The sequence below is a fragment of the Chitinophaga sp. genome, assembly GCF_019236475.1.
Lineage (GTDB): Bacteria > Bacteroidota > Bacteroidia > Chitinophagales > Chitinophagaceae > Chitinophaga.
In genome coordinates this window covers 142,261-155,882 of record NZ_JAFAIX010000006.1, presented here as the reverse complement: position 1 = coordinate 155,882, position 13,622 = coordinate 142,261, and the positions used below count along the sequence as shown (strand labels likewise).

Genomic DNA, 13,622 nt, shown 5'->3' with positions numbered 1-13,622 from the left:
AAACAAAAGCCATGAATTATAAATCATTCAAGATAGCAGGTTTGGCAGTTGCGGCCCTACTGAGCTTCGGCAACTGTACAAAAAACTTTGATGACATCAATAAGAATCCATATGGTTCTACTGATCGTGATCTAGAACCTGATTTTGCCATCGTAGCAGCACAGTTGCAACAGGCACAACGTAGCGTATACCTCTTTAATCCCGCGCCCAGCTTCCAGTTGCAGCAAAACCTATTGGGGGATGTATTCAGCGGATATATGATGAGTGCCACGCCGTTTGCAGGAAACAGTAATAACCTCAATTATAATTTACTCGATGGTTGGACCAGTTCCGCTTTCACAGTGGGTTATGCCAATGTGATGAACCCATTGTATAAATCTATACAGTTTTCCAAGGCTAAACAATTGCCAGATGCCGTTGGGATGGCGGAAATACTACGTGTAGAAGCGATGCACCGTCTCAGTGATATCTACGGGCCCATCATCTACACAAAATACAATACCCCTAATGCCGAAGGGGGTGTTGATTTCGATAGTCAGAAAGACGCATATTATGCATTTTTTGCAGATTTAAAAGACGCCATTGCACAGCTCACCCCTTTCTCAGGGAAGCCCGCCAGTACTCTTTTTGCAAAAGCCGATCTGGTTTATGGCGGGAATTATACCCAATGGTTGAAATTCGCCAATACCTTACGATTACGACTGGCATTACGTATAGTACGTATAGATCCAGCCAAGGCGCAAGCAGAAGGAGAAGCTGCACTGGCCGATCCAGCGGGCTTACTGACAACACCAGGCGACAACTTCCTCGTGGATATCGGGAGTACTACCCATCCGTTGAATGTGATTAACGACTCCTGGGATGATATCCGTATGGGAGCTCCGTTAGAATCCATTATGAACGGATACTCCGATCCACGTCGTCCATTTTATGTACAACCGGCTACAGATCCGGCTGTAGTAGGCAAGTACAAAGGTATTCGCAACGGTATTAATATAGATGCCAAGGAAAGATATGTAGGCTATTCCAAACTGGCGATATTCCCTAGTAAGATACTGCTGATGACCTCTGCAGAAGCCTGGTTCCTGAAAGCAGAAGCAGCGCTCCGTGGATGGGCCAATGCCGGCAATGCCCAAAGCAATTATGAAAGCGGTATTCGGGCATCCTTCAGTCAATATAATGTGGGAGCTGCTGATAACTATATTAATGATAACACTTCCACGCCCGCCCCTTATGTAGATCCTAAAGCGATTACGCCTGGCTCCAATGATGTTCTGACAGGTTCTCCTTACCTGAGCACCATCACCATCAAATGGGACCCTGCGGCTACATTCGATCGGAACCTGGAACGGATCATTACACAGAAATGGATTGCGATGTATCCAGAAGGGGAAGAAGCTTGGTCTGAATTCAGAAGAACAGGTTATCCAAAATTATTCCCTGTAGTTATTAATAATAGTGGCGGTAAGATCAGTACTACTGATTTTGTGAGAAGAGCCACTATCCCTAGCAATGAGTACCAAACCAACAAAGCGGCGGTAGATAGGGCCATTGCAACATTAAGCACACAGAAAGACGTAGGCGGTACCCATCTTTGGTGGGATCCCGTTCAATAATATTTACCTTCTTATTTTGAATCGCGTGCATAAAAATCAATGCCGGTCCTTTCAAGGACCGGCTTTTTTTGTCTTTCCCGAAACACATTCCGAGATAAACAGCCTGTTCTTTTCTTACGCAGCAAGGGTGTGTACATTTTACACTTCGAAAAATTTGCAAAAAAAATTTGCAATTTTTTAATGTAGGGATGGTACTAAATCAAAAATGCCCCGACTCCTATACAAGCGATCAAATAAAACACTCATTATAACGATAACGACTATACGAAAATAAATAGGACACAATAACTAAAACAACATACCTGATGTATCCCTAATGACCTGTAAAGTTCACTTTCTACGTATGATGAAAAACGGTTCACTTGATACTCGGGGGCTTAAATTATCATTTATCAAACCAAATCAAAAAAACAGGCAAGTATGAAAAAAAACCTACGCCTTGTAAAAGTATGTGCAGTAGCCGGGCTCTCTTTGGGTGCGGTGGTAACTGACAGTGCTTTTGCCGCTTCCGCTGCGAGGGTGGCCAACGTCACTACGCTGCATGCCAACTTTCAGCAGAAGGAGATTCACGGTATTGTAAAAGACGCAAAAGGTACTCCATTACCAGGAGTGACGGTAGTGATTAAAGGTTCCAATAAAGGTACACAAGCGGATGCAAATGGTCAGTTCAAACTGGCCGCAAAAGCTGGTGATGTATTGGTATTTCGCTTTGTTGGTTATGCTTCGCAGGAGATCACTGTAGGTAGCAGTGATGAGGTCAATGTAGCCCTTGTAGAAGGCGCTACCGGACTGAATGAACTGGTAGTAACTGCGCTGGGTATTAAAAGAGAAGAAAAAAGTATAGGTTATGCCATGACCAAAGTAAAGGGCAATGAATTCACACAAGCCCGCGAAATCAACGTTGCCAATGCACTCGTTGGTAAAGTAGCCGGTGTGAACAGTACTGCTCCTGCAACAGGTCCGGGTGGTTCCTCCAGGGTAAATATCCGTGGTGTGGCCTCTCTGAATGGTATGGTTCAACCATTATACGTTGTAAATGGCGTTCCTTATGCCAACCTCAATATGGGTAACCCTGGTAAATATGGTGGCGCCGATTTCGGTGATGGTATTTCCTCCATCAACCCGGATGATATCGAAGACATGACTGTACTGAAAGGTGGCGCTGCTGCTGCATTGTACGGTTCTCGCGCACTCGGTGGCGTGATCATCATCACTACCAAATCTGGTAAATCACGTAAAGGTCTTGGTATCGAAGTAAACTCGAACTATACCATTGATAAAGTACATGATTACCGCGACTTCCAAACGCAATATGGTCAAGGTACACAAGGTGCTAAACCAACTGACGCCACTTCTGCCATGGCTACAGGTTTGCAATCATGGGGCGCGAAACTGGATGGTTCTTCCACACCAATTTTCAATGGCACTGCTGCTCCATACAGCAACCAATCAGGTAGTCACTTCAAAGACTTCTATCGTACAGGTTCCACTATCACCAATACAGTAGCTGTTTCTGGTGGTAATGACAACACTACTTTCAGAATTTCCCTCGGTGATCTGAGAAACCTGGGCGTATATCCTGGTTCTTACTACAAACGTAACAACGCCACTGTAGATCTCGGTTTCAAACTGAGCGACAAATGGTCTGGCGGTGTGAACATCGCTTATACTAAAGAACGCGCAAACCGTTCCAACGTGAGTGATGCTCCTGCCAACGGTAACTTCGCTATCATGTTCCTCCCTAATAACGTGAGAGCAAAAGCCCTGGCTCCAGGATGGGACCCACTGACTGGCTTTGAAACAGAATTCAACTCCAACCAGTTCAACACCAACCCATATTTCGCTGCTGCAAAAGCTACTAACCTGACTACCAAAAATAGGGTAACCGGTAACGTAAGCTTGAAATACCAAGCATTAGACTGGTTATACATCCAAGGTAGATTGAGCAACGATAACTATACCTTCAATGGACAGAGCATCTGGCCTTATGGTATTGCCTTCAAACACAGTGGTAAATTACTCGGCGATGGTACCGCTACCTTCAATGAGCTGAACGCAGAAGCGTTGATCGGTATCAACAAACAAATCAGCCGCAACTTCCATTTCGGATTAACTGCTGGTGGTAACTTCATGCGTCAGGATAGAAAAGACCTGACCCTCGTTGCTGACGGTCTGGCTTTCAACAACGTGTACAACCCTGGTACTGCCAGCGTTATCACGCCAAATATCACACAGCCTAATAAAGAAATCCACTCCGTTTACGGATCTGCAGAACTGAGCTATAAGAGCACCGTGTTCCTGAACATTACGGATCGTAATGACTGGTCCAGCACCCTGCCAAAAGGTAGCAACTCCTATAACTATCCTTCTGTAAACGTTTCTTATCTGTTATCTGAAACCCTGAAAAGAGACTGGTTGAGCCTCGCAAAAATCCGCGCTGGTATCTCTCAGGTGGGTGGCGATACAGATCCATTCAAAACTGCCCTGTACTACTCTACCCTCGCGGGTGCTAGCATCAATGGCCAGGCTATCGGTAACTTGCCTACAGACATGCCAAATGCTAATCTGAAACCATTGAAAGGTACAGAAGTAGAAGCAGGTGCACAGTTAGGTTTCTTCCGCAACCGTCTGAGTGTAGACTTCGCATGGTATAAGAGAACTACTAACAACGATATCGTTGCCAGTACTGTATCCGGCGCTTCCGGTTACAACACTAAACTGGTGAACCTCGGTAAAGTAGAAAACAAGGGTATTGAATTACTGGTTTCCGGTTCACCTATTAAAACAGGTACCTTCAGTTGGACAACCACAGTAAACATCTCTCATAACAAAAATACCGTTCTGCAACTGGCTGCTGGTCAATCAGATCTCCAGATGGACGAATCCAGAACTGAAAGAGCATATGCCAAACACGTAGTAGGCATGCCTGCTTTCCAGGTGGCTGCATTTGATTTCCTGAGAGACAACAATGGTAACCTGGTGCTCGATGCTGGTGGATTGCCACAAGCTGGCCCACTGAAATACATGGGTACTGCTGTTGCTCCTACTACCGGCGGTTGGACCAACGAATTCAATTACAAAAGATTCGGCCTTTCATTCCTGATTGACTTCAAAAACGGTGCAAGTATCTACTCCGGTACTAACGCTACCGCTTATAACCTGGGTCTGAGCAAAGAAACCCTGCCTGGTCGTGAAACAGGTATTGACGTGAAAGGTGTAGATGGTTCTGGTAAAGCCATTACTGCTCACGTAGATGCACAGACTTACTACGGCAGATTGGGTAGCATCTCTGCACTGCAAGTTTACAATGCAGACTTCATCAAATTCCGTTCTTTGAGTTTGACTTACAACTTCCCTGCCAGCGCATTCAATAACAAAATTGCTGGTCTGAGTCTGTCTCTCGTTGGAAGAAACCTGTTCTACATCACCAAACATACGCCAAACATCGATCCTGAGTCTTTCTACAACAACGGTGCAGGTCAAGGTCTGGAATATGCAACAGTGCCAACAACCGCCTCTTATGGTTTGAACCTGAACGTGAAATTTTAATTAAGGCCTTGTACGAAGTTCAAAAAACAGCAACATGAAAGCAATTAAAAAATATTCCATATTACTGGCGATACCGGCTCTGACATTCATGTCATCCTGTACGAAAAAGTTTGAAGATCTGAATACCGATAAGAACAGTGCCACTCAACAAACAACTGTACCCGTGTACAGTCTGACCAGAGCACAGTTGGAGTTCACCGGTAATAACGACTTCAGTTTTGAAACTTGGCGCGTAAACATCATCTACCTGAGCTTGATGATGCAACAGATGTCATCCACCGTTGGTTGGTACTCTGGTGATAAATACGGCCGCAATGATGGTTTCGCCTCTTCCTTATTTACTGTAGGTTATCCTTCTCAGGTAAAATATATCGTAGATCTGTTGAACCAGACAAAGGCCAATCCGATCTATTCAAATCTGTATAACATCGGTAGAATCAACCGCGTATTGATTCTCCACCGCATGACAGATATGTACGGCATGGTGCCTTATTCTCAGGCAGGTCTGGGTTACATCGGTGGTAACACTACTCCTGTATATGACGATCAGAAAGCTATCTACACAGATATGCTGAATGAACTGGATGCTGCAGCCAAAGCCCTGGATGCAAACAAAGATGCAGTAGGCGCTGGCGACCTGATTTACCAAGGAGATGTAAGCAAATGGAAAAAATTGGCTTATTCCATGATGGTACGTTTGGGTATGCGTATGTCAAAAGTAGATCCTGTTGCTGCTCAAAGCTGGGTAGAGAAAGGAGCTGCTGGCGGTACCCTCGCTAGCATCGACGACAATGCAAAAATCTCTCACGTTGGTTCCGGCGGACGTCCTACTGTAAACAGGATCAGTAATATCCTCAGTGGTGAGTGGGATGGTATCGGTAAAGGAAACGTTTACTTGAGCAAAACTTTCATTGACTTCATGCAAAACAACCAAGACCCACGTCTGCAGTACTATGCTGAAATCAAAAAGACATCCGACAGAACACCTGCCAACCAAATTGGTATGCCTAACGGTTACGATGAAAATGGTAGCAACAGTGCAACCGACATCCACAAGGCGCCTAACTTCCCTGGCGATATCACCCTGTATTCCGTCCTGCGTAAGGATATCTTCGCAAAACTGGACGGTATCACGGCTATCCTCTCTTACGCACAAACAGAACTGCTGTTAGCAGAAGCTGCACAGCGTGGTTGGAACGTAGGTGGTAGCGCGCAACAACACTATAACAATGGTGTAACTGCTGCGATGAAACAGTTGACACAATATGATGCGTCAGCAGTGGTAACAGATGCACAGATAGCGCAATATCTCACGGCTCATCCATTTGCGCCAGCTACCGCCCTGGAACAGATCAACACCCAATATTGGGCTACCTCTTTCCTGGATTGGTACGAAGTATTCAGCAACTGGAGAAGAAGCGATTATCCGAAGTTAGTACCAGTAGTATATCCTGGCGATAACAACGGTGGTCAGATACCAAGAAGAATGTTGTATCCAGCTACCGAAGCAAGTGCTAACGCTACCAATTACAATGCGGCTATCACTGCACAAGGAGTTAACAATTTCAGTACCCGCGTTTGGTGGGATAAACAATAAACTATTTTTCTCGCAATCGCTTAGTATTTATTTACATAGGTCACATACAAGATGTTGAACGCCGTTCGTAGTCTTACTTACGGCCACTTTTTTAAAAGCCTTTGCAACAAAAGTTTTCATAACAACTAGGACATATTTAGCAATTAGAAAACCGGTCGTCCAATTCATGGACGACCTTTTTTATTGATTCCTTTCCGGCACATTCGCATGTGTATAAGTCGTAAATCCTATAAATATATACCCCTGTGAAGTGCCTTGTGGTGGCCGCAAAGCGCGGAGGTAAGCCAGGTTACCTGTTTTGTAATACCGATAGGCAATTTCGGTACCTGGAAATACGCTACTATTGGCCGTGCAATAAGTACATTCTGCATTGCTATCGAAGGCTTTCCGCATGTAGTCGTATCCCCGTGATAAGAGTTGATCGTTCAGCAGCCACAGACTGTTGTCTCCCTGTAATCTCGCCAATTCAGCCGCATATGTAAAGGCGTTGAGCGAATATTGAAAATGCACACAATCTTTACGATGGCAATACTCGGAAATATGGCCATCCGGCTCAATTACAATGGGTAGGAATTTCGCCGCCGTTTCATATCCTTCCTGGTATAAGGCAGTGCTGTCCATGAAAATACCGATGGCCATTTTTGCATACCCCTGCGAAGCATTCCAGTTGTTGTTATAGACTGGCATTTTGTTGATATAATTTTCAACGACCGTATGGAGATACGTTTTAAACTGCGCTATATCCGCTTCTTTCCAACCGGAGCCTTTACCATCCACTTTATAATACCGCAATATTTCAGCCGCCGCTACAAATCCAGGGGTTGTCCAACTGGCTTCCAGTCCTGGCTGACGCTGATTGGTAGCCGCATTCAGCAGATCATAATCCTTGAACGTATATGCCCAACCGTTAATAATGCCAATCGCCTTTTGAGCGTATTCTTCTTTACCAGTATGTGCCCATGCTAACGTCAAGGCGTATACGAGTTCAGCATCTCTGCGGATTTGAGATTTAGAGGGAGACGTGGCTCCGTTGGAACCCACTACCACTGTGGCAAAAAAGGAAGTGGGGCATTCCACCCTACCAATAAACTCCTCCACTTTCTGATAGGCCGCTGTGCGTGCGCTATCCTTGTTTTTCAGTTGCTTGTTGATGAAATCCAGGCTGGCTTTGGTGTTCAGGATGGCAGGATGCACAAATGCCTTTTGTTGCGCGAAGGCAGACATCTTTAATAAACTAACTACCACTATCAGGCATACTACCATAGCGGCTTTGCTGCTTTGCGAGCGAAATATTTTCATAACTATTCATTTATTGCAATCGATTTCCAAAATACGTAACTAGACAAAAAAAAGCAACAGTTGCTTTGCGAGTGCAACTGTTGCCGAGCTCCTACCCTTAAATATATTGATTACTGGAGACTAGATACGCCGTAGTGGGTGTAAGTTGTGAAACCGAGGAAGGTATTATCATTCGGTACGCCCAGAGGCGCTTGGAGTCCTCTCAGGTAAGAGAGATTGGAAGTTTGATAGTGATTATAGGCTACTTCCACACCTGGAAATACAGGGCTGCTAGTAGAGCAGTAAGAGCAACTGGCAGTGCCTTGGTAAGCGGAACGCATATAATCATATCCTGCGCTGATACGGCCACCATTTGCATCCCAGAGACTATTATCACCCTGTTGGATTTTCGCCAGTTGGGCAGCATATGAGAAAGCAGTCAGTGAGTATTGGAAATGCACGCAATCCTGGCGATTACAGTATTCCGGGATAGTACCATCTGTTTGAACGATGATAGGGAGATACGTAGTAATCAGGTCATAGCCGTTCTGATAAACGGTGGTGCTGTTCAAGAAGATGCCCATCGCCATTTTAGCGTAGCCTTGGGAAGCATTCCAGTTATTATTATACACTGGCATGTTATTGATGTAATTATTCTTCACATTATTCAGGTAATTCTGGAACTGCGTGATATCAGCAGCGGCCCAACCGGAGCCATTCCCATTTACCTTATAATAGCGCATAATTTCGGCGGCAGCCACGAAGGAAGGGGTTGTCCAACTGGCTTCTAATCCTGGCTGATAGGGGTTCGTACTGGCATCTAGGAGGGCATAATTCTGGAACGTATAGGCCCAACCGTTAAGAATGCTGATACATTTATCTGCCCAGGATTGTGTACCAGTTTTAGCCCATCTCAAAGCCAGGGCATACGCCAGCTCTGCATCCTTACGGATTTGGGATTTAGAAGGAGACGTAGCGCCATTAGATCCTACTACCACTGTAGCATAAAAGCTAGTGGGCACCGGATGGCTGTCTACATAATCAATTACTTTCTGATAATAAGCAGTACGGTTGGGGTCTCCACCGTTTACCTGACCGCCTACATAATCCAAACTCGCCTGTGTATTGAGTACGCCTGGATGTACGAAGGAAGTTAATTCTGTTACTGGTTTTTTGGACGGGTTATTGGCAGTGGTATTTTCCTTGGCTATTTCTTTACCACAAGAAAATAAGCAGATGGTTGCTGCGATAAGGGACACAGCAAGGCCATAAAAAAGGGTATTCTTTTTCATACTGGAATTGAATTTATGATGATAAGGGTCGGAGTTCGTGGGATTCGTCTAACGTTCTAGGCTTTAACTGATATTTTGTGCAATCGATTTCTAAAATTAACGAAAGCGAGGGAAGAAACAAGAAAAGATGGGAAATATAGAAAATATTCAAGAAGTGTATGGGAGACGCGTTTGCACGCGAATGCATTATGCTCGCAGAGGCAAAACGTTGTTGTCTGTTGTCCCTGCCACAGGGCAGGGACAACGTGAGGGAATATTGATTATTGTTCGAAGAAGATGTGGAAATACAACAGTTGATAACGAATGGAATTACCCCAATAATTCCAGTCATGATTACCCGGACGTTCGGTATAGTCGTGCGGAATTTTTCGCTCCAACAACGCTTTATGCAGATTTCTGTTTACCTCGATAAAGAAATCGTCCACGCCACAATCAATGATCATAGGTAATGTTCCGGGCGTTAATTTCTCGATTTGTTTCATCACCGTATAGTCGGTCCAGTTAGTACCGTTTATGCCTGGTTCTCCCAATCGTTTGGCGATATCCCAGTTTTTAGGAAATGGCCTGAAGTCCACGCCACCGCTTATACTACCAGCAGCACCAAAAGTATCTTGGTGACGAATAGCCAGGAACAGAGCGCCATGGCCGCCCATGCTGAGCCCTGCAATCGCGCGCCCTTTACTCGTTGCTACGGTTTGGTAATGCTGGTCTATATAAGCTGGTATCTCCTTACCAACATATGTTTCAAACTTGTAGTTACTATCTACAGGACTATCAAAATACCAACTGCCAATGGTCCCATCTGGGCACACAATCATGATGTTGTAGGCATCTGCCATGTCGCGCAAGGCCGGCACTTTGGTAATCCAGTTACTGTAATTGCCACCGTAGCCATGCAGTAAGTATACCACTGGATAACGTTGATCACCACTGCTATAGCTTTTCGGCGTAATCACCACCGCTTTAAAACTACGATGCATGGCGGCACTCGGAATGGAAATAGTATCTACTCCTGCTGCCTTGCACATTTGCATTAGGAAACAGCAGAGTATTAATGTGAAGATGGATCGCATGTGCATAAGTTACATTCTCGAGGATAAATATAACTCAAAGATGGCCCTGATCGTATACTTTCAGCGGAATTTTCTTTCGCGCCAGGATGATAGCTGTAAGTCGATACGCTTGATGTAGCAATAGAAGCTAAAAAAATAAAAGAGGTCCACCCAACAGGCGCACCTCTTTTTAACGTTTCCTTTCAGAGCGACACGTGTCTCCCGAAAGACATAAAAAAACCCGGACTACGCGTCCGGGTTTCAATGCTTTAGTTTCTTGCTTTACGCATCGGATTATCACCGGTGCTGGCGCCTCTCGGAGCCGTCGCAGCCTTGAACAGTTCAAACTGTGAAGGAGCCGCCTGACGAGGCCAACTGTTATTATCTTCATCAATATCCGCTGTTTCACGGAATGGATCCAGACGTACAGCCACTACCTGTTTATCTTTTGCAAATACTTTCGTTACCTGGAATTCATTCTTACGCCAGATATAAGCCGGAATGCGCTCTACCTCTTTTGTGCCATCGGCGAACGTCCACTCCAGGATGATCGGCATTACCAGACCACCTTTGTTGTTGAAGGTCAGTTCGTAGAAGTTTTTCTTGCTATCGTACATTTTCTTCTCCGCAGGGGTTAAAGTACTCATGTAGTTGTCGAATGTTGCTTTATCTTCAGAAGATACCGCAAAGCGATCAAATTTGCTGTAGAAGTCCTGCAGACTGGTATCCTGATCCACGGTGTATTTCACGCCAGCTTCCTTGTTACGGCGACGAGCAACATGATCCATGTTTTTATCGTACGCAGTTTTGGCAGCTTCGTTATTTACAGTAGGATTTTTTGAATCCATACGATACCATTTCACGCTGTCGAGTGCAATATCACATGGTTCTGTTCCGAAGAACCAACCGCGCCAGAACCAATCCAGATCTACTGCAGAAGCATCTTCCATGGTACGGAAGAAATCTGCCGGAGTAGGATGTTTGAACGCCCAACGACGTGCATATTCCCTGAATGCGAAATCAAAGAGTTCGCGACCCATTACTGTTTCTCTCAGGATATTCAGTCCAGTAGCAGGTTTCGCGTAGGCATTAGGGCCGAAGTTGATAATATTTTCGGAATTAGTCATGATAGGCTCCAACTGATCTTTCGGCATTTTCATGTAATCCACGATTCTATGCGCCGGACCACGAGAAGAAGGGAAATTGCTATCCCATTCCTGTTCCGCCATAAACTGGCAGAAAGTATTCAAACCTTCATCCATCCATGTCCACTGACGCTCGTCGGAATTGACGATCATCGGGAAGAAGTTATGCCCTACTTCGTGAATGATTACGCCGATCATACCGTTTTTGGTAGCCTCAGAATAGGTACCGTCTTTATCAGCACGACCATAGTTGAAGCAGATCATCGGATATTCCATACCGTTGGCCGCTTCCACGGAAATAGCCACTGGATAAGGGTAAGGAATCGTATGCTTAGAGTAAGATTTGAGTGTATGTGCTACCACTTTGGTAGAATAACGGCGATACAGCGGATAAGCTTCCTGTCCGTAGTAAGACATCGCCATTACTTTATTTCCTTCTACATTGGTAGGCATTGCGTCCCAAACGAGGCGACGGGAAGAAACCCATGCGAAATCGCGCACATTGCTGGCTTCGTATACCCAGGTTTTGGTAGCGTTTGCGTGGGATTGCATTGCTTTTTTCGCTTCGTCCAGGGTCACCACTTCTACAGGTTCTTTGCTGCTTTGCGCTTGTTGCCAGCGTTGAAACTGGGCAGGTGTTAGCATTTCCTTATAGTTCTGGCATTCGCCGGTACCACCTACCACATGGTCGGCAGGTACGGTCATGCGTACACGAAAATTACCGAAGGTCAGGGCAAATTCGCCAGAACCGAAGAACTGTTTGTTCTGCCAGCCTTGGAAATCGGAGTACACTGCCAGTCTCGGATACCATTGGGTAATGGTATAGAGGTAGTTTTTATCTTCAGGGAAGTACTCATAACCACCGCGACCACCAACCGTCATACGATCGGGGATATTATACCACCATTCTACTTTGAGGCGGTATTTTTCGCCGGGCATGAGTGGTTTAGGCAGGTCGATGCGCATCATCGTGCTGTTGATGGTATACGGTGTCGCTTTACCTTCCCCATCTGTTACTTTCACGATTTTCACGCCCAGATCTTTATCCTCTTTGAGGATGGTATTGAGCGTGGCCATAGTCATTTTATCCGTCATGCGGCTGCCATTGATTCCTTGCAGTTCGCTTTTGGCGTCGTGTTGATTTTCGTCCAACTGGAGCCAGATGTAGGTCAGTGGATCGGGGGAGTTGTTATAGTAGGTAATTGTTTCCGCGCCGGTGAGTTTTTGTTTGTCATCGTCCAGGGTAGCGGAGATGTCATAATCAGCTCGTTGCTGCCAGTATTTCGGGCCTGGAGCGCCGGAGGCGGAGCGGTACATATTGGGCGATTGGAGCATAGTGCCCAGTTGCTCAAAGCGATTGCCGTGGTTGGAGCCGGGGTTATTCTGTGCATAGAGCGCAAAGGTGCTACCACACAGGATTCCCAGCAGGAATAAACTTTTTCTCATAAACGGTATAAAAAAGACTAATTCAAAAACATTGCTCTTGCTCCTTCGATCGCCATAACTAAGGCGATGCCGAAGGCACCGGAGGAAATACACATATTCCAGTCCCGGCGTTTCACTCCGGAGAGGTTGACGAAAGCTCCGGAGATGAGTAAAATAATCATCACGATTAGTATCTGTCCGCATTCCAGGCCCAGGTTGAACCCGAGCAGCGGCCCTACGATTTTGGTTTGCGCCCCCAGCATACTTTTCAGGTAGTTGGAGAATCCGAGGCCATGAATCAATCCGAAAAATAAGGCATAGAAATAATTCAGTTGCAATTTTTTCGGTTCACTGTCTTTCCGGATGATATTCGTAATCGCGGTAATGCAAATAGTGACAGGTATCAGGAACTCAATGATATTACTGGGTATCCGAATGATATTCAGTACACTAAGTGCCAGGGTGATGGAATGTCCGATGGTGAAGGCTGTTACCAGTACCAACACCTTTTTCCAGTCGCGCAGCAGGTACATCGCACACAAAGCTATAATAAATAATATGTGGTCGTAGGCCTCCCAATTAATAATGTGCTGCCAACCCAACTGAAAATACAAACCGTCCATTGCACCAAATTTGACTAAATTTGTAATTATATAACCAAAAAGTTA

At 45.3% G+C, this 13,622-nt stretch carries 8 protein-coding genes; 3 read left to right on the top strand and 5 right to left on the bottom strand.

The annotated features are described in order from the left end of the window. The first annotated feature begins 11 nt into the window (after window positions 1–11). From JO154_RS09975 to JO154_RS09965, 3 genes are all read left to right on the top strand, one after another. Window positions 12–1,616 carry a SusD/RagB family nutrient-binding outer membrane lipoprotein gene (locus JO154_RS09975; RefSeq protein ID WP_291944564.1) on the top strand — a complete coding sequence of 535 codons (1,605 nt, stop codon included), beginning with the start codon at window positions 12–14 and terminating at the stop codon, window positions 1,614–1,616. Between the two features lie 420 nt (window positions 1,617–2,036). Then, a complete protein-coding gene (locus JO154_RS09970) occupies window positions 2,037–5,165 on the top strand; it encodes a SusC/RagA family TonB-linked outer membrane protein (protein ID WP_291944561.1) in 3,129 nt (1,042 codons plus the stop codon). A gap of 34 nt (window positions 5,166–5,199) precedes the next feature. After that, window positions 5,200–6,762 carry a SusD/RagB family nutrient-binding outer membrane lipoprotein gene (locus JO154_RS09965; RefSeq protein WP_291944558.1) on the top strand — a complete coding sequence of 521 codons (1,563 nt, stop codon included), beginning with the start codon at window positions 5,200–5,202 and terminating at the stop codon, window positions 6,760–6,762. Window positions 6,763–6,942: 180 nt separating this feature from the next. Here the strand turns inward: JO154_RS09965 and JO154_RS09960 are convergent, their stop codons facing one another. The 5 genes from JO154_RS09960 to JO154_RS09940 form a co-directional block, all read right to left on the bottom strand. Continuing rightward, window positions 6,943–8,061, bottom strand: coding sequence for an alginate lyase family protein (locus JO154_RS09960; protein ID WP_291944556.1), 1,119 nt, complete (start codon window positions 8,059–8,061; stop codon window positions 6,943–6,945). Between the two features lie 110 nt (window positions 8,062–8,171). Further along, on the bottom strand, window positions 8,172–9,332 hold the full coding sequence (locus JO154_RS09955; protein WP_291944553.1) for an alginate lyase family protein: 1,161 nt from the start codon (window positions 9,330–9,332) through the stop codon (window positions 8,172–8,174). 260 nt (window positions 9,333–9,592) lie between these two features. Further along, window positions 9,593–10,405 (bottom strand): alpha/beta hydrolase family protein, encoded by an 813-nt coding sequence (locus JO154_RS09950; protein ID WP_291944549.1) that lies wholly within the window; start codon window positions 10,403–10,405, stop codon window positions 9,593–9,595. Window positions 10,406–10,653: 248 nt separating this feature from the next. Continuing rightward, a complete protein-coding gene (locus tag JO154_RS09945) occupies window positions 10,654–12,975 on the bottom strand; it encodes a M1 family metallopeptidase (RefSeq protein WP_291944547.1) in 2,322 nt (773 codons plus the stop codon). A gap of 17 nt (window positions 12,976–12,992) precedes the next feature. Further along, window positions 12,993–13,577: a HupE/UreJ family protein gene (locus JO154_RS09940; RefSeq protein WP_291944545.1), complete on the bottom strand. Its 585-nt coding sequence runs from the start codon at window positions 13,575–13,577 to the stop codon at window positions 12,993–12,995. Window positions 13,578–13,622 lie beyond the last annotated feature (45 nt).